Here is a 16,231-nt window from a genome sequence, read left to right as displayed (position 1 = left end):
GTGTGTCCTCCGAAAGAGTTCTGGGAACGGCGGATACGCCGGGCCGGGCTGATGGTCAGATGTAGCGGCCGACGCCGCCGCCGACGTCGATGCTGGTGCCGGTGGTGTAGCCGCTCAGCGGCGACAGCAGGGTGACGATCTGGAACGCGACCTCCTCGGCGGTGCCGAACCGGCCAAGCGCTATTCCGCTGTCGGCGGCGATCTCCGCGCTCCACGCGTCGTAGTCGAGGGCGGTGCCCGAGTCCTCGAAACGGCGGCGCCACTGGCCGGTGTCGACGAGCCCGAGCAGCACCGAGTTCACCCGGGTGCCGTCCGCGGCGAGGTCCTCGGCCATGGAGTGGGTGAGGTTGAGCAGAGCCGCACGCGCGGCCGAGGTGACGGCCAGGCGGGGCTCCGGCTGACGCGCCAGGATCGCGTTGACGGTGACGACGGAGCCGCGGTCCGCGGCCGCGAGCGGGCCGCGGGCCGCGCGCACCAGATTCCAGGCGCCGAAGATTTTCAGGTCGAATTCCGCGCGGATCTGCTCGTCGGTGGTCTGCGACAGTGGCGCCATGAGCGAGCGTCCGGCATTGCACACCAGTCCTTCGATACCGCCGAAGTGCGCGTCAGCGGCGCCGACGAAGGATTCGACCTCGTCGCGGTCGGTGACATCGCAGGCGGCGAGGTAGACCCTGGCGGGATCGACCCCGTCGATCGAGTCGATCGCGGCGCGTAGCCGATCCAGGTCGCGAGCGCAGGCGGCGATCCGGGCGCCCTCGGCGAGCAGCATCCGTGTCGTCGCGAGCCCCACACCGGAGCTCGCGCCGGTGACGACCACGGTGCGGTCGGTGAGTTGCAGATCCATCGAAGGTCGGTCTCCTTGTGCGGGGAAGGTGTTCCGGATAGCCGGGGACAACGGTCAGTTCATGACGAATCCACCGTCGACCACCAGGGTCTGACCGGTCAGGTAGCTCGCCGCGTCCGAGAGCAGGAACTGCACCGTGCCCGCGACATCGCCGGGGGTCTGTTCGCGAGCCAGAACCTGGTTGTCGGCGTAGAGCTGATATCTCGACGCCGGCACCGTGGCCGTCGCCTCCACCCGGGTCAAGCCGGGTGCGACGGCATTGACCCGCAGCCCGTGCGGGCCGCCGTCTCGCGCCATCGTGCGGGTCATCGCCATGACCGCGCCCTTGGATCCGACATAGTGCACCAGGCGCGGCGAGCCGTACAGGGCGGCGTCGGAGGCGATGTTCACGATGGCGCCGTTGCCACCGCGGACCAACTGGGGGAACAGGTGCTTGCTGACCAGCCAGGTCCCGAACGCGTTGACGGTCATCACCTTCTGGAACAACTCCTCATCGAGTTCCCAGAAGGCGTCACCGCCCACACCGTCAGCGAGCGCCGCGTTGTTGACCAGCGCGTCCGCTCCACCCAGTGCCTCCACCCGGCTCGCGAGGGCCACCACCGAATCACGATCGGCGATATCGGTGACCACCGAGGTGACGTCGTACCCCTTGTCCCGCAACGACTTCTGGGCACCTTCGGCCAGCTCGGCACGCATCTCCGCGATGACGACCCGGTCGCCCGCGGCGGCCAGCTGTTCGGCGATCGCGAAACCAAGTCCACGGCCCGCGCCGGTGACCACGATCAGTCTGCTCATCGGTCCAGTTCCTTCCAGAGCCGCAGGATGTGCGCGGCCGTCTCGGCCGGCTTCTCCTGTATTGCCGCATGGCCCGCACCCAGGATCAGCCCGAAGCGCGCCCCGGGAATCGCGTCGGCGAGCAACCGGGATTCGTCGACGCCCGTGACGATGTCGTCCGCTCCGACCAGCACCAGCGTGGGTGCCGCCACGCCGGCCAGACTCGGCCCGGTGTCGGTGCGGGCCATGAATTCGGCGGCAGCGGTGTAGCCGCACAGACGGACTCGTGCCATCTCCGATTCCACCGCGCGCGCGATCTCGTCGTCACAGGCAGGCGAGACCAGCCGCCGCGCCCGGGCTGCCGCGAACGCCGGGCCGCCGAGCTCACGCAGTTCGCCGATTCGTGCACGCATGCCCCGCGCCCGATCGGTGTTCACGCCCGAGCCGCGGGTGCTGTCGGCCAGCACGAGCGAGCGGACCGACGCCGGATTCGCGATCGCGACCGCGGTCGCGATCACCCCGCCCCACGACGTGCCGATCAGATGGATCGGCTCGCTACCGAGCTCGGTGATCAGTTCCGCGACCGCCGCTGCGTGGTCGTAGCGCTCGGCCGGTCCGTCCGCGCTCGGCGCCGGATCGGCGGACCGCCCGTATCCCGGCGCGTCCCAGCAGTAGGTGCGATAGCCACGCGCGCTCAGCACTTCGGCCAATGGACCGCAGGCCGTGGCGCTGCCGCCGATGCCGTGCAGGAGCAGCACCGGATCACCCGTGCCACGCACCTCGAGCGAGATCCCCCGCGCCGAAACCCACCGGGTCACCCGGGCGTGCGACTCGGCCGTGCCGGTCACGGCTGCATCTCCCGCATGTCACTGTCCGCCGTAGAAGTAGTCGTCGATGCCCGCGGCGACCCGGCCGCGGTGCCCGAGATCGGGTACTCCGGCCATCGCCGCCCGGACCGTAGTCGTCGGCGGACCCGCCGTCCCCCACTGGTCGGAGAGTTCGGGGGTGCGCTTCCAGGTCCGGCACAGCCATCTGTCTTCGTCGATCTGTGCCACCTCGGAGGTGTACTCGCACACCAGCCCGGCCGGATCGGTGAAGTAGGAGAAGGTGTTGTCACCCGGTCCGTGCCGGCCGGGACCCCACTGCGGGTCGATACCGCTGCGCTTGAGGCTGCCGAGCCCGCGCATGAAATGGTCGAGGCTCTCCATCTCGTAGGCCACATGATTGATGGACGGGAAGGCGGCTTGGTTGAGGGCGATGACGTGGTGGTCGGAATTGCACCGTAGAAAGGTCATCTGATGTTCGGACCAGTCCGAGATCCGCATACCGAGCACCTGGGTGTAGAAGTCCGCGGTGCGATCGATATCGCTGGTGTTGAGCACGATGTGCGCGAGTTTTCGGGGAATTGCCCGGCGACCTGCCGGTTCCTGCGCGGAGACGGCGAACGTATCGGCGGACAGTTCGAGGCAGCGTCCCTCGGGATCGATGAGTTGCAAGCCGTAGCCGCCGCCGGCGTCGTCGAGTCGGCCGGGCTCGCGTAGCAGGGGGATTCCGAGCTTCTGCAGTGCGCCGGCCGCGTCGTCGACCTCGCGCGGAGTTCCGACCGCGAACGAGATCCGGTCCAGTGCGTTGCCGACACCGGCGCGCAGTTGCAGGACGTGGTGCTCGCTGCCGGTGGCACGTAGCCAGAAGGTGTCACCGTCTTCGTCGACGGTGCTCAAGCCCCAGGCTTCGTGGTAGAAGTCGCGCGAGCGGGCCGGATCGGACACCGTGACCGACACCGACCGCAACGCCCGGAGAGTACAGACCGGTGTTTCGGTGAATCGCATGATCGACCTTTCTGTCGAGGGTGGCCGGTTACAGGTCGAGGACGAGTTCGGCGGAGCGGCAGCGGGAAACGCAGACGAACATGGTGTCGCCCGTCTGCTGTTCCTCGGGCGAGAGCAGGAAGTCACGGTGCTCGACGTCGCCTTTGACGACGCTGACCTCGCATGTACCGCAGATACCCTCCGTACACGAGCTCTCCACCGGCACACCGGCGTTCTGCAGGGCACTCAGGACCGAGATGTCCGGGGCGACCGGGATCCGCCGGCCACTGTTGGCGAGGATCACATCGAAGGCGGTGTCCGCGCCGGTGGTGATCGGTTCGGGTGCCTTGAATCGTTCGATACGCAACTGCCCGGGATCGGTCAGCGCGTCGGAGCATGCGGTCATCAACGACTCGGGACCGCAGCAGTAGGCGACCACATCGCCGTCGATATCCCCGAGCAGCCCGGCGAGATCGGGGTATCGACCCGCTGCCGCGTCGTCCGCGTGGATCGTCACGCGATCGGCGGGCAGGGAGTCGAGCTCGTCGAGAAACGCCATCGTCGACCGGGATCGTCCGGTGTAGAGCAGCGTCCAGTTCGCGTCCTCGCGGTGCAGACTCCGCACCATCGACAGAATCGGCGTGATACCGATTCCGCCCGCGACCAGGATGTGGCGGCTCGCGGTGTCGATCGCGAAGTTCTGGCGGGGGCCCTCGACCTCGAGGAGCCCGCCGACCGGCAGGAGGTCGTGGATATAGGTGCTGCCTCCGCGCGAATCCGACTTGCGCAGCACCGCTACCGTCCACCGGGACCGATCGGCGGGATCCGAGCAGAGCGAGTACTCCCGAACGAGCCCGTTCGGCAGGTGCAGCGCGAGGTGCGCACCTGGTTCCCAGGCCGACAGCTCGGCACCGGACGGGTCGGTCAGCGTCACGCTGATGACACCGTCGGCTTCCCAGGTCTTCTGCTGGACGCGCAGCGTCCGCCTCATCGGCTCGTCCATCGGGGCTCCTCGTACTTGTTCCGGTACTCGATCAGCGAGTGACGCCGAACATTTCGGAGCTGGGCGGGTAGGTGGGCAGTTGCGGCTTGGGGGTGCCGATGATGACGCAGAACAGCGCGTCGGCGTCGGAGACGTTCGCGAGGCTGCGCGGCACCCCGGCGGGTACGCGGATCAGATCGCGGTAGCCGAGGGTGCGCACCGCCTTCTTCGTCCCGTCCTCGACATCGTGAACGGCGACCTCGATCTCACCTTCGAGAACGTAGAACACCTCTTCGACGTCGTGGTGGGTGTGCTCGGGGCCGACCGCACCCGCGGGCAGACGCATATTGGAGAAGGTGAAGTGATCGGCCTTGATGATGTTGTTGTCGGTGTCGTGGTTGCCGGTGGCACCCGAGCCGATATAGCGGATCTGTGCCCGCTTGAACCGGTCACCGCCCTGGGCCGCCTGGAACCCGAGCGTGTCCCAGTCCTCGTAGCGGGTTTCGGCGGCGGCGATGCAGGAGTCGATCAGGGCGTCGAGGTCGACGCCGGTCTTTTCGGTGCTGGACATGATGTGTGCCTTCCTTAAGAGGTGATCCGTGTTGTGCGGGTGCGTTACCCGCGGTGGGCGATGGCCTCGATCTCGACCGTCGCGCCGTAGGGCAGCGCAGCGACCTCGACGAACGACCGGGCCGGACGCGGTTCGGCGAACACCGCCTCGTAGTGCCGGTTCGCCTCGTCGCGCAGGGCGACGTCGGTGACGAAGTAGGTGGTCTTCACGACGTTCTCGAGCGTCATATCGATGGTCGAGAGTCGTTCGCTCAGCCGGGCCATCGCGGCTTCGAGAGCCGCCCGGCGGCCGGGGACCGCGATACCGTCCGCGTCGACCGACAGTGCGCCGGAGACGAATCCGAAGCCCGCGACACCGAAGGCCGGGCTGTAGGGATGAGCGCTCATGGTGCTCCCTTCTCACAGACCTGCCCAGGGCAGCGGCTGCCCGGACACGTCGAGGTAGATGCTCTTCTGGTTCATGTAGGACCGGATTCCGTCGCGGCCCTTCTCGGTGCCGATCCCGCTGTCCTTCAGCCCGCTGAACGGAGTCGAGATACTGAACTGCTTATAGGTGTTGATCCACACTGTTCCGGCCTGCACGGCGCGGGCCGTCCGCCAGGCGCGCCGGTAGTCCGCGGTCCAGATCCCACAGGCCAGGCCGAACACCGTGTCGTCGGCCTGCGCGAGGACGTCGGCTTCGTCCTCGAACGGGAGCACGACGGCTACGGGCCCGAAGATCTCCTCCTGGCAGACCGTCGCGCTGTTCGGGACGCCGGTGAGCACGGTGGGCAGGTAGTACGCGCCGTCGGCGAGTTCTGGATCCGTGGGGACCGTGCCGCCGCACAGCACCGTGGCGCCCGCGCGTACCGCATCGTCGACCATCGCCGCGACCCCGTCCCGATGCTCGCGGGTGACCATGGGCGCCACCTGGGTTCGTGGATCGGTGCCCGGTCCCACTCGCAGTGCAGTGGTCGCCGCGACCAGGCGGTCGACGAATTCGTCGTACACCGCGCGCTGCACGAAGATCCGGGATCCCGCGATACAACTCTGGCCCGACGAGGAGAAGATTCCGAACATGACCCCGGCGAGCGCCTGATCGAGGTCGGCGTCGGCGAAGACGATGGTGGGTGATTTACCGCCGAGTTCGAGAGTGATCGGCATCAGCTTCTCCGCGGCGACATGTGCCAGCGCGCGACCGGTCGTGGTGCCACCGGTGAACGAGATCTTGCCGATTCCTGGGTGCCGGATGAGCGCGTCGCCGACACTGCGCCCCGGGCCGGGCAGGACCGACAACAGGCCGGCGGGCAGGCCCGCCTCCTCCGCCAGCCGGGCCAGCAGCAGGGTCACCCACGGCGCCCATACCGGCGGTTTGGCGACCACCGCGTTGCCCGCCGCGAGGGCCGGGGCGATCTTCTGCGCGTCCGAGGCGATCGGCGAGTTCCACGGGGTGATGGCGCCGACGACGCCCATCGGCTCGTAGGTCGCGAAGGTGAGGAACGGGCCGCGTCGGGGCGTGATCGCGTCCTCCATTGTCTCGAGGGCCGCCGCCATGAACCGGAAGGTGCCGGCGGCACTGCGCGCGAGTGCACCGGTCTCGACCAGTGTCTTTCCGGTGTCAGCGGTTTGCAGTGCGGCGATGCGGTCGATATTGGCCTCGATCGCGGTACCGATTCGGTACAGGACGGCCGCACGCTCGTGCGGTAGCAGCTCGGCCCAGCCGGAACTCGCGACGGCCCGCCGCCCGCCGTCGACGGCCAGGTCGACGTCGCTCTCGACGGCGCCGTGCAGACGGGCGAAGACGCGGCCTGTCGCCGGATCGACCGACTCGATGACCGCGCCCGACCCGCGGACCCACCGGCCGGCGACGAAGATCTCGTCGGTCGTATCCGGAACCGGTGCGGCTACCAGCGTCCGATCGAGACCCGCGGCGTCGGCGGGCACGGTCCGGGCTTGCGGCCCGAAGGTGGAGATCCCCCTTGCCGCCTGCTGCGAACGAGTGCTCGTGCTGCCTTGTAAGTCCATCGGAGTCTTCATCCGTTCTCTGTCGCAGACTGTCCGGGGCCCTATGAGCTCCGAATGCCTTCTTGAAAAGAGTCTGAGCTAAAAGATACTTGGCGTCAAGATATATGCGTCATTTCGTCGAAACGGGCACCGGCCGGGGCCTTTTGGGGTGCTCGCCGTAGCGTCGCGCGGGTCGGTCAGGCGATGAGATTCGGATGACCGGTCAGGTGGGCCAGCGTCCGCAGGATGGAGTACGGCACCACCGCGCTGGTGCGCGGATTGTCCGCACTCGGCAGATTCTCGATCTTGATCGAGTATCTGCCGATCGGGCCCGAGGCCTCTATCTCGTGACAGGTCAGGTCCGCGTCCGGATCGGCGTACAACTCGACCGCTACCGTCTCCCAGTCGCGCACCGCGAAACTCACCGCGGCAGCGACATTGAGCGATTTCGGAAACAGTCGCGCCGCTTCGGCCGGGCTGCCCGCGAAAACGCGCAGCCGCGTCGCCGTGGTGCTGATCCGGTGCCGCTGCGCCGCATCCATCCACGGCTGTAGCAGTGATCCCGGCGATTTCGTCGACCGGACGAGCACTCGTTCGAACGGCGCCGCGTCGCGTGCGGCGGCGAGCAGGTCCAGGCCGCCGACCGCGCCGTGTGTGCACACGACCCGCCCAGGCCCGCTACCCGCGATCCGCTGCGCGAACGCAGGGTCCGACAGTGCCCCGACCGACGACACCAGCAGGTCCCGCCCCGCGTCGACCACTTGCTGGGCGACCTCCCATACCGCCTCCTGCGACGCACATTCGACCACCACATCCGCGACTTCGAGCGCCTGCGCAAGCAAGAGCGCGGGCGCCGGGAGATTCGCGACCGGTGACCGATTGACGATCCCGACGAGTTCTGCACCGGGCACATCCCCTCGGCGGAGCCGGTCGGCCACGACCGCGCCGATACTCCCGTAACCGAGCACACACACCCGCACCGGATTCCGCCCGCAGACCGCTGCGGCGGCGGGGTGTGTGCCACTGTGCGTCAACGACACCGCGGCACCTCCGCACTGCGCGCGGCGATCGCCTCGTAGACCCGTTGCGGTGACAGCGGCAGTTCGGTGATCTGCGCGCCCACCGCGTCGGCGACTGCCTGGGCGATTGCGCTCGCTACGGGCAGCATCCCGCCCTCCCCCATGCCCTTGCTGCCGAACGGCCCCGCGCCGTGGCCCTGTTCCTGGGTGATCGAGACGAACCGTTCGGGGATATCCTCGGCGAGCGGTACCCGGTACAGCAGCGCCTCGGCGTTGAGCAGTTCACCGTCCGGGTCGTACCGGAGTTCCTCGAACAACGCCTGCCCCAGCCCGAACACCGAGGCCCCTTCGTCCTGACCGCGGCACGCGATCTTGTTGATCACCTTGCCTGCGTCACCGCTGACCGCCAGTTGCAGCACGGTGATCCGGCCCGTCTCGGGGTCGACCTCCACTTCAGCGGCCGCCCAGCCGATCTCCCAGAAAACACACGGCGCCTCGAGCGGAGCGCGGTGATCGTTACGCGCCTTGTAGAAACCGTCGGCGGAGAACTCGAATCCGGTGTTCCCGAAGACCTCCATGATCATCGGAAACAGGTCGTGCACCGCCCCGTCGGCGGTGTGCACACGCCAGTCCACGAGCTCGAGTCCGGCGGGATCGATGGCGAGTTGCGCACCGGCCCAGTCGAGTACCTGATCTCGAAGCTTCTCGGCCGCCGTCCGCACCGCCTGCCCCATCACCACCACTCCCGAGGAGGCATTGGTGCCCTGGTCGAACGGGGTGTTGTCGGTGTCGATACGTGCGTAGGCCACCCGGGCGGGATTGCAGTGCAGCACCTCGGCGACGAGTTGCGCCATCGCGGAGTGCCCGCCCTGCCCCATCTCGGTGAGTGCGCAGTTGAGCAGGACGTCGCCCCGGGTGGTGACCTTGACCCGTGCCATGGCCGGCTTGTTGATACCGCCGCCGTCCTTGACCCCGACCGAAACGCCCATACCCCGGTTCCCGGTACGGGCGCGCTCGTGGTAGCCGATCGCGTCGGCGACCACCCGCATCCCCGCCACCAGATCGGAGTCGATACCGGACTCGCCCGGAACGAATTCCTCGCCGAGTGCCTTGAGGTTGCGCACCCGCAATTCGTATGGATCGAGTCCGAGGCGGTCGGCGATCAAGTCGACCTGCCGCTCACTGGCCCACGTCGCCTGCGTGCCACCGAATCCACGGTAGGCGCCGGCCGGGACGGTGTTGGTGGTGACGACCCTGCACACCGAATCGATATGCTGCCATCGGTAGGCGCCGGGCATCCGGTAGCCGGCCTTCTCCGCGACCGCGGGGCTGTGCTCGGCGTAGGCACCGCCGTTGAGCAGCACCGTCGACTGCCGCGCGACGAACGTACCGTCGGCCCGCACACCCGATTTCACGATGAGGGTCGCCGCGTGCTGCGATACCGTGAGGAACACTTCCTCGGTGGTCATACAGAACCGGACCGGCCGCCCGCCGCTGAGCTGCGAGAGCCGGATCGCGACCGGATCGGCCTTGGGCCCGTTCTTCGCGCCGAAGCCGCCGCCGAGCAACGGCACATGGACGCGGATCCGGTTCTCCGGCAGCCCGAAAACACGCGAGAGCTCCTTGCGCAGGTTGAACGGCGCCTGCGTCGAGGTCCACACCTCGATCTCGTCGGCGCTCGCCTCCGCGACGGTGACGAACGGTTCGAGATGCATATGGTTCATCCGCGAGAACTGGAAGGTGTCCTCGAAAACGTGGTCACAACTGTCCCAGACCAAGGGCGAGCCAGTGCTGTACCGGAACTCGTAGCTCACGTTCGGTGCACTGCGCAGCGACGCCGACGCGCCTTGCCCGTACTTCGGGATCACCCCGAACGGCTCGTCCGGATGGATGACCGGCGCCGAATCCGCGAGTGCCTCGTCGACGGTGAACACCGCGGGCAGCACCTCGTACTCGACCCGGATCAGATCCAGTGCCGCGAGCGCGGTGCGCTCATCGGCGGCGGCGACCGCGGCCACCACGTCGCCGACGTACCGAACGACGCCGGTCGCGACCACCGGCTGGTCCTTGACCATCGTCCCGTAACACTGCAGCCCGTCGATCTCGTCCTGGGTGACGACCGCGGTGACGCCGGCAAGCGCCCGCGCGGCCGAGGCGTCGATGGAGAGGATGCGGGCGTGCGCGTGCGGGCTCCGCAGCACTTTCGCGTGCAGCATGCCCGGGCGCACGATATCGGCGCCGTACACGGCCCTTCCGGTGACCTTGGCCGTCGCGTCCGCACGTGGGCCGTCCCGCCCGACCACCCGGTGTTGCGGCGGCGCCGTCGGCAGTTCCCGGATTCGGTACCCGCCGATCACCCGGTCGTCCACCACGTGGGTACGGGCCTCGACCCGTTGGCCGCGGCCACTCGGCCGATCCGCTACCGCGGTCATTCGTGCTCCCCGTCCGGCGCGGCAGTCAGTGCCGCCGCGCGTTCGACGGATTCCATGATCATCTCGTAACCGGTGCACCGGCAGGTGTTGGAACTGATCCACTCGCGGATGGTGCCGCGATCGGGCCGGGGTTCCCGGCGTAGCAGACCGGTCGTCAGCATCAGCATGCCGGAGGTGCAGAAACCACACTGGTAGCCACCGCATTCCGCGAAGGCCTGCTGCTGCGGCGAGAGAGTTCCGTCTGGAGCCGCCAGTCCTTCGACGGTCTCCACGGAAGCTCCCTCGACCGCGAACGCGAACGTCGAACAGGAGGCGACCGGGATATCGTCGACGAGTACCGTGCAGGCCCCACAGACGCCGCGTTCACACGAACGCCGCACGCCCCGGCAGCCGAAGTCCTCGCGGAGAATGTCGAGCAGGACCGCGCTGGAATCTATTGTGCAGTTCTGCTTTTCGCCGTTCAGACTGAACTCTATCGAGATGTCGAGCGCACCCGGCGGCACGTCCGCGCCGGCCGCGTTCGTCTCGGAGTCGGGATCACACATGCGGTTCGTCCTCACGATGATGGGTGGCGGTGGCCGCCTCGCGGAGCAACCTGCGGGTCAGTACCGCGACAAGGTGCCTGCGGTACTCGGCGGACCCGGTGTAATCGGCGACACCGTCCGGGAGTTGGGCGGCGAGCACTGCGGCGGTCGACACCGCGTCGATATCGGCGACCGAGGTAGCGGCGGTGTCGGCGCGCAGCGAGACGCCCTTGCGGTACTCCGACCCCGCAGTGGCATGGACGGACAGGGCGGCATCGGCACCACGGCGGATCGCCATGGCGACCGTCGTGGTGGGGCGCATCGAACGCTCGTATCCGAACCACACCAGATCCACGGTGGACACCCCGATACCGGTGAGCAGCGCGGTGGTGTCGTCGGTCCATAGGTCCCCGGGGACGAGGGTGCGGCGGTCCGAGATCGACAACTGGGCATCGAGTGCACCCAGTATCAAAGGCATCTCGTAGCGGTATCGCCGCGCCATGAGGTTCCCACCGACCGTACCGGTGTACCGGATCCGGACAGTGGCGATCCGCGACCACGCCGCCGCGAGTCCGGGGATCGCCGCGGCGACCGTCGCACTGGTCGCGCCCTTGTGATGGGTGACCATCGACCCCAGGCGCAGCACACCGCCGTCGTGCGTAATCGCCGTCAAACCCGCCACTTTCCGCAGCGATACCAGGGCACCGGGCGCACAGCCCTCACGGATCCTGGCTACCAGGTCGCTGCAGCCGGCCGCGAGCACCGCCTCCGGGTCTGCCGCGAGCACCGCCTTCACCTCGGCGATCGACTCGGGGCGGTACAACCGGAACGGCGCGAGAGCCGATTGACTCTGCGCGACGATTCCGGATCCGTCGACCGTGGCCCGCATCAGTGCGCCTTGCTCACAACCGGGTGACTCGGGTCGTCGGCCGCCACGCCGTCACCGCGCAACAGTTTCGTCACGTGTGATCTGATCTCGACGAATCTCGGGTCCGTTTTGGTGGTGATGTGATCGCGCGGGCGCGGCAGGTCGACCTCGATCGTCTCGGCCACGATGCTCGGCGGCCTGGACAACACGATGATGTGATCGGCCAGGTAGACGCTCTCGTCGATATCGTGGGTGACGACCAGGACGGTGATCCCGAGCCGCGCCTGGATCGTCAGGAGCAGATCCTCGAGTTCGGCGCGGGTCTGGGCGTCGACCGACGCGTACGGCTCGTCCATGAGCAGCAGCTTCGGGTGGCTGGCCAGCGCCCGGGCGATGGCAACACGCTGTTGCATACCGCCCGACATCTGCCACGGGTAGAGCTTCTCCTTGCCCGACAGGCCGACCGCGTCGATGGCTTCCTGTACCCGGGCGGTGCGCGCGGCGCGCGGAAGGTGCGCGAGCGGGAACGCGATGTTCTTGTCCACCCGCATCCACGGGAACAGCGAGCGCGCGTAGTCCTGGAAAACCATGGCCAGGCCGTCGGGTACGCCGGATACCAGTCGCCCGTCGAAGGTGGCCGCACCGGTCGTCGGCACATCGAGTCCGCTGATAATCCGCAGGAGGGTCGACTTGCCGCAACCGGAGGGTCCGACGATAACGCTGACCTTGCCCGCGGGTGCGACAGCAGTGATATCGCGGACTGCCAGGTTGGTTCCGTACGACTTCGAGATGCCGGTGAGGACCAGCTCCGCGGACGTGGTCGCCACATCTGTCCTAGTCATTTTGCTGAGTCACTCCTCGGTGCCAGGCCAACGCCCGCCGTTCGACGAACACGAAGATGAAGTTGAGTGCGACGCCGAGCGCGGCCAACACGATCAGAACGGACCAGAATCCGGTGTAGTCGAAGTTGCGCTGGGTCTGGATCAGCAGATACCCGAGACCGTTCTCGGCTTTCTGCAGTTCGGAGATGATCATGATGATGAGCGACAATGACATCGCGGTCCGCACGCCGGCGAAGATCTTCGGCCCTGCTCCGGGCAGAATCACGTGCGTCAGCACATTCCAGCGCGAGATCTTGAACACCGCGGCGGTCTGCATCCGGCCTGTTCCGACGCTCTGGACACCGTCGATCGTGTTGAACAGGATCGGCCAGACCACGGAGAACGCGATGAGAAAGATCTTCGGGCTGTCCCCTGTTCCGAACAGGAAGAAGAACACCCCGAGCAGCGCCGGGCTCGGCAGCGATCGTCCGAGGTGGATGAGCGGCTGGAACAGCGCCGTCAGCACCGGAACGATGCCGAGCGCGACACCCAGCACGACCCCGACCACGACGGCAAGCAGCAGTCCCACCATCGCGCGGTAGACGCTGGGGAAGAAGTGGTCGAAGGTCGCGTCGCCGAGGAACAGACGGCCGGCGTCGAGGCTGAAGAAATCGGTGAAGACCCGCTCGAATGCCGCGAACGGCTCAGCGACGATCAGCGAACCGATCTCCGACTGCGACAGCGCCCACCACGCGGCGAGGATCAGCACCGGAACCAGCAGCCGGATGCCCGTGTTGCCCAACACCAGCGACAGGGAGCCGCGTGTGCGCGCGGCCGAACCGACGGCGCGAGGTTTCGTATCCGGTCGAACCGCAGGCGCGGCGACCCCGCTCTCGTCGGTCGATGCGACCATCACTGGGCCAGCCCCTTCTTCCATGCGAACACCTTGTTGTCCAGGGCGGTGAAGGCCGTGCTCACCGCCAGGCCGAGAACACCCGCCACCAGCGTCGCGGCGTAGACGGTGTCGAGGTTGGTCGCGTTCGCGCTGTTGAGCAGGATGTAGCCACCGATGCCCTGACCGTTGCCGATCAGCAGTTCCGCGCTGACGGCGACGATGAGTCCGATCGACGCCGCGATCCGGATCCCGGTGAACGCGAACGGAAGTGCGCTGGGAATCTTGATCCGCCGCAGGATCGCGATCCCCGAGAGACCGAAGGTGCGGGCCGTCTGCACGGCGGTGGCGTCGGTGGCTCGGACTCCGTACAGCGTGTTCAGCAGGATCGGCCACATGCACGCGAGCGCCACCGTGATCGAGAGCGGCAACATTCCCGAACCCAGCAGCAACACCAGGACCGGGCCCAACGCGACCGACGGCAGGACCCGGAAGACCTCGACCGGGAGTTCGAAGGCCAGGAACACCTTCGCGAAGGCGCCCATCAGGCCACCGAGCAGCATCCCGGCCGCGGTGGCGATCAGCAGGCCAAGCATCCATTCCCGAAGGGTGAAACCGACTTCCTGCCAGAAGATTTGATCTCGGAACAGTGCGCCGGTCTCCGCCAGTACCCGGCTCGGAACGGGCAGACCGGGGGTGGAGATCAATCCGGTTCGGATAACCACTTCGGTCACAGCGGCCGTCCCGAGCACGCCCACGATTCCGTAGGCGATCCGCTGATTCCGGCCGAGTGGCTCACTGAGGAGATTCATCTCAGTCCTCGAGCGTGACGAGACGCGAAGTGACGTCGAAGCCTTCGGGGATCCGCCCCTGGGCGCCGAGCATATCGGCGACGGCCTGCATCTTCGCCGGATCCATACTCGACGCGAAGATCGGCAGCGACATCGTCCGGGCCACTTCCGCGGGGACTTTCGCGACACCGGGCAGCCAAGTGCGGAAATCGGCCTCGTGAGCGGAGATATCGGCCCCGGCCGCGTAGATCGCGCGGGCGAACGCCTCGGTGGTGTCCGGGTTCGCGTCCACGAAATTGTCACCCGCGACGAAGATCGACGCCGGCAGTGCGTTGTTGACGCCTGTCGTGAGGTCCGCGATCTCCCGCATACCGGCGCCGCGCGCGGCTGAGGAGAACGGCTCGGGGGCATACCCGACGTCGATCGACCCGGCCTGCACCCCGGGCAGCATTTCGGGGAACGGCACCTCGACATACCGCGGCTCGATCTGGACGCCTTCTCCGGCCGCGAGGTTGGCGATGGTGACATCGCCGATGTTGTTGGTGGTGTTCACGCCGACGGTCTTCCCGTCGATATCAGCGAGCGATTTGATCGGCGACTCCGGCTCGACATACAGAATTCCGCTGCGATCGCCGAGCGAGGACGTATGCGCGACGGTCGTGATCGGTGTCTTGCGGGACTGCGCGATGGCCGCGGAGATCGAGTTGGCGATGCTGAAATCGAGTTCCCCCGAGGCGACCTTCTGGATGCCGATGGGCCCGCCCTGGATCGGCTCGAGCGTCACGGTGAGCCCTTCCCTCTCGAAGAAGCCCTTCTCGTCCGCCCAGTACACCGCCGCATAGTCGGCCAGCGGAAGTACACCCACCGAGACCTCGGTCTGCTCGAGTGTGCCGTCGGTCGCCGCGGCATTGCGCTCGCCCGAGCCGCTGCACGAGCTCAGAATCAAGGCAGAACCGGCCAGCAGAGCTGCGGCGGCGAAGCGGATTGTCGTCATGGAACGTCTCCTGTCGGGACGATGGTGGCGACCGGGCTGGAGTTCACACCGCGGTTGCCGAACATCTTGGCTGCAAGAGATTTCTACTTCCTTACCGCTAAGAGGTCAACGGCGGATGAGCACGAATTCGACGATTAACAGCCGGTTAACCCCACCGGAATCTGCCGCTCCGAATGGAGAGATGCAGGTCACATGCCTGATCGAGCGTGTGAGGTGCCTCACAGAATGCACTGAAGAGATTTCGCGAAGTCGCCCGAAAAAGACGAACGCTCCCAGATCGTGAGATCCGGGAGCGCGTAGAACCAGATGTTCAGGAGGTGCGGTCGGCCGTGGCGCCCTCCCCCAGCGACAGCGCGGTCATCCGTAGCGATCCCTCGAGCACCGTGAGGAGCCCCGCCAGCTGAGCTTTCTGCCCGGGATCCAGACCCACCAGCATCCGCGCGAGTTCGGCGAAGTGCTCATCGGCGACACGGTCCACCAGGTCACGCCCCGCATCGGACAGGGTCACGTAGACGACCCGGGCGTCCTCGGCGTCGCGCTCCCGGAGAACCAGCCCTGCCTCCTCCAGTCGGTTGACCCGCAAAGTCAGGCCGCCCGTCGTGATGAGCGTCTGCTTCGCCAGCTCACCCGCCGTGCGCCGGAACTCCGGTTCCGCGCGGCGCAGACACGCGAGCACGTCGAATCCCGCCTCATTGGTGCCGAACTGCTCGAACACACCGTTGATCCGTGCGCGATAGAGCAGGAAACTGCGGTGCATTCGCCCGAAGATCTCCAACGCGGAGACATCGAGTTCGGGCCGCGACTGGGCCCATTGCCGGATGATCTCACCGACACCGTCCAAGTTTTCCGTCACTGCCTCTGCCACAACCCATCTCTCGTCGCCGCACTTGCCTTTGCGCAAAGGTACTGTACGATCTTTTCTACCACCC

Annotated in this window: 17 protein-coding genes; all 17 read right to left on the bottom strand. The window is 67.3% G+C overall.

Features of this window, described 5'->3' with window-relative positions; genetic code table 11:
• Nucleotides 1–55: 55 nt before the first annotated feature.
• The gene (locus ACWZHB_RS07745) at nucleotides 56–844 is read right to left on the bottom strand and encodes an SDR family oxidoreductase (protein WP_427907241.1); all 789 of its coding nucleotides are present in this window, start codon (nucleotides 842–844) and stop codon (nucleotides 56–58) included.
• 54 nt (nucleotides 845–898) lie between these two features.
• Nucleotides 899–1,639 (bottom strand): SDR family oxidoreductase, encoded by a 741-nt coding sequence (locus ACWZHB_RS07740; RefSeq protein WP_427907240.1) that lies wholly within the window; start codon nucleotides 1,637–1,639, stop codon nucleotides 899–901.
• Nucleotides 1,636–2,466 (bottom strand): alpha/beta fold hydrolase, encoded by an 831-nt coding sequence (locus ACWZHB_RS07735; protein WP_427907239.1) that lies wholly within the window; start codon nucleotides 2,464–2,466, stop codon nucleotides 1,636–1,638. The genes ACWZHB_RS07740 and ACWZHB_RS07735 overlap by 4 nt, the downstream gene beginning before the upstream one ends.
• A gap of 18 nt (nucleotides 2,467–2,484) precedes the next feature.
• On the bottom strand, nucleotides 2,485–3,447 hold the full coding sequence (locus ACWZHB_RS07730) for a VOC family protein (RefSeq protein WP_427907238.1): 963 nt from the start codon (nucleotides 3,445–3,447) through the stop codon (nucleotides 2,485–2,487).
• A 28-nt stretch (nucleotides 3,448–3,475) separates the two neighbouring features.
• Nucleotides 3,476–4,429 carry a PDR/VanB family oxidoreductase gene (locus tag ACWZHB_RS07725; RefSeq protein WP_427907237.1) on the bottom strand — a complete coding sequence of 318 codons (954 nt, stop codon included), beginning with the start codon at nucleotides 4,427–4,429 and terminating at the stop codon, nucleotides 3,476–3,478.
• A 31-nt stretch (nucleotides 4,430–4,460) separates the two neighbouring features.
• Complete coding sequence (locus ACWZHB_RS07720; RefSeq protein WP_427907236.1) at nucleotides 4,461–4,979, bottom strand: cupin domain-containing protein; 519 nt, start codon at nucleotides 4,977–4,979, stop codon at nucleotides 4,461–4,463.
• Between the two features lie 44 nt (nucleotides 4,980–5,023).
• On the bottom strand, nucleotides 5,024–5,365 hold the full coding sequence (locus ACWZHB_RS07715) for a RidA family protein (RefSeq protein ID WP_427907235.1): 342 nt from the start codon (nucleotides 5,363–5,365) through the stop codon (nucleotides 5,024–5,026).
• Between the two features lie 12 nt (nucleotides 5,366–5,377).
• The gene (locus tag ACWZHB_RS07710) at nucleotides 5,378–6,994 is read right to left on the bottom strand and encodes an aldehyde dehydrogenase (RefSeq protein ID WP_427907234.1); all 1,617 of its coding nucleotides are present in this window, start codon (nucleotides 6,992–6,994) and stop codon (nucleotides 5,378–5,380) included.
• A 164-nt stretch (nucleotides 6,995–7,158) separates the two neighbouring features.
• Nucleotides 7,159–8,001 (bottom strand): aspartate dehydrogenase domain-containing protein, encoded by an 843-nt coding sequence (locus ACWZHB_RS07705; protein ID WP_427907233.1) that lies wholly within the window; start codon nucleotides 7,999–8,001, stop codon nucleotides 7,159–7,161.
• Nucleotides 7,992–10,412 (bottom strand): xanthine dehydrogenase family protein molybdopterin-binding subunit, encoded by a 2,421-nt coding sequence (locus ACWZHB_RS07700; RefSeq protein WP_427907232.1) that lies wholly within the window; start codon nucleotides 10,410–10,412, stop codon nucleotides 7,992–7,994. Before ACWZHB_RS07700 ends, ACWZHB_RS07705 begins: the two co-directional genes overlap by 10 nt.
• The gene (locus tag ACWZHB_RS07695; protein WP_427907231.1) at nucleotides 10,409–10,957 is read right to left on the bottom strand and encodes a (2Fe-2S)-binding protein; all 549 of its coding nucleotides are present in this window, start codon (nucleotides 10,955–10,957) and stop codon (nucleotides 10,409–10,411) included. Before ACWZHB_RS07695 ends, ACWZHB_RS07700 begins: the two co-directional genes overlap by 4 nt.
• The gene (locus tag ACWZHB_RS07690) at nucleotides 10,950–11,825 is read right to left on the bottom strand and encodes an FAD binding domain-containing protein (RefSeq protein WP_427907230.1); all 876 of its coding nucleotides are present in this window, start codon (nucleotides 11,823–11,825) and stop codon (nucleotides 10,950–10,952) included. Before ACWZHB_RS07690 ends, ACWZHB_RS07695 begins: the two co-directional genes overlap by 8 nt.
• The gene (locus ACWZHB_RS07685) at nucleotides 11,825–12,646 is read right to left on the bottom strand and encodes an ABC transporter ATP-binding protein (protein WP_427907229.1); all 822 of its coding nucleotides are present in this window, start codon (nucleotides 12,644–12,646) and stop codon (nucleotides 11,825–11,827) included. The genes ACWZHB_RS07690 and ACWZHB_RS07685 overlap by 1 nt, the downstream gene beginning before the upstream one ends.
• The gene (locus ACWZHB_RS07680; RefSeq protein WP_427907228.1) at nucleotides 12,639–13,562 is read right to left on the bottom strand and encodes an ABC transporter permease; all 924 of its coding nucleotides are present in this window, start codon (nucleotides 13,560–13,562) and stop codon (nucleotides 12,639–12,641) included. Before ACWZHB_RS07680 ends, ACWZHB_RS07685 begins: the two co-directional genes overlap by 8 nt.
• Nucleotides 13,538–14,329, bottom strand: a complete 792-nt coding sequence (locus ACWZHB_RS07675) for an ABC transporter permease (RefSeq protein ID WP_427907227.1) — start codon at nucleotides 14,327–14,329, stop codon at nucleotides 13,538–13,540. The genes ACWZHB_RS07680 and ACWZHB_RS07675 overlap by 25 nt, the downstream gene beginning before the upstream one ends.
• A 1-nt stretch (nucleotide 14,330) precedes the next feature.
• Nucleotides 14,331–15,302, bottom strand: a complete 972-nt coding sequence (locus tag ACWZHB_RS07670) for an ABC transporter substrate-binding protein (protein WP_427907226.1) — start codon at nucleotides 15,300–15,302, stop codon at nucleotides 14,331–14,333.
• 310 nt (nucleotides 15,303–15,612) lie between these two features.
• Complete coding sequence (locus tag ACWZHB_RS07665) at nucleotides 15,613–16,155, bottom strand: MarR family winged helix-turn-helix transcriptional regulator (protein WP_427907225.1); 543 nt, start codon at nucleotides 16,153–16,155, stop codon at nucleotides 15,613–15,615.
• Nucleotides 16,156–16,231 lie beyond the last annotated feature (76 nt).

This window comes from Nocardia sp. FBN12, from assembly GCF_054031145.1.
The sequence above is the reverse complement of the archived record's forward strand: the minus strand, read 5'-3'. Positions and strand labels throughout refer to the sequence as shown.

Bases quoted from the DNA above. Each gene is read 5' to 3' on its own strand.
- ACWZHB_RS07715 (WP_427907235.1), bottom strand. From the start codon at position 5,365: ATGAGCGCTCATCCCTACAGCCCGGCCTTCGGTGTCGCGGGCTTCGGA.
- ACWZHB_RS07730 (WP_427907238.1), bottom strand. From the start codon at position 3,447: ATGCGATTCACCGAAACACCGGTCTGTACTCTCCGGGCGTTGCGGTCG.
- ACWZHB_RS07710 (WP_427907234.1), bottom strand. From the start codon at position 6,994: ATGAAGACTCCGATGGACTTACAAGGCAGCACGAGCACTCGTTCGCAG.
- ACWZHB_RS07695 (WP_427907231.1), bottom strand. From the start codon at position 10,957: ATGTGTGATCCCGACTCCGAGACGAACGCGGCCGGCGCGGACGTGCCG.
- ACWZHB_RS07690 (WP_427907230.1), bottom strand. From the start codon at position 11,825: ATGCGGGCCACGGTCGACGGATCCGGAATCGTCGCGCAGAGTCAATCG.
- ACWZHB_RS07700 (WP_427907232.1), bottom strand. From the start codon at position 10,412: ATGACCGCGGTAGCGGATCGGCCGAGTGGCCGCGGCCAACGGGTCGAG.
- ACWZHB_RS07685 (WP_427907229.1), bottom strand. From the start codon at position 12,646: ATGACTAGGACAGATGTGGCGACCACGTCCGCGGAGCTGGTCCTCACC.
- ACWZHB_RS07725 (WP_427907237.1), bottom strand. From the start codon at position 4,429: ATGGACGAGCCGATGAGGCGGACGCTGCGCGTCCAGCAGAAGACCTGG.
- ACWZHB_RS07720 (WP_427907236.1), bottom strand. From the start codon at position 4,979: ATGTCCAGCACCGAAAAGACCGGCGTCGACCTCGACGCCCTGATCGAC.
- ACWZHB_RS07680 (WP_427907228.1), bottom strand. From the start codon at position 13,562: ATGGAAGAAGGGGCTGGCCCAGTGATGGTCGCATCGACCGACGAGAGC.
- ACWZHB_RS07740 (WP_427907240.1), bottom strand. From the start codon at position 1,639: ATGAGCAGACTGATCGTGGTCACCGGCGCGGGCCGTGGACTTGGTTTC.
- ACWZHB_RS07670 (WP_427907226.1), bottom strand. From the start codon at position 15,302: ATGACGACAATCCGCTTCGCCGCCGCAGCTCTGCTGGCCGGTTCTGCC.
- ACWZHB_RS07675 (WP_427907227.1), bottom strand. From the start codon at position 14,329: ATGAATCTCCTCAGTGAGCCACTCGGCCGGAATCAGCGGATCGCCTAC.
- ACWZHB_RS07745 (WP_427907241.1), bottom strand. From the start codon at position 844: ATGGATCTGCAACTCACCGACCGCACCGTGGTCGTCACCGGCGCGAGC.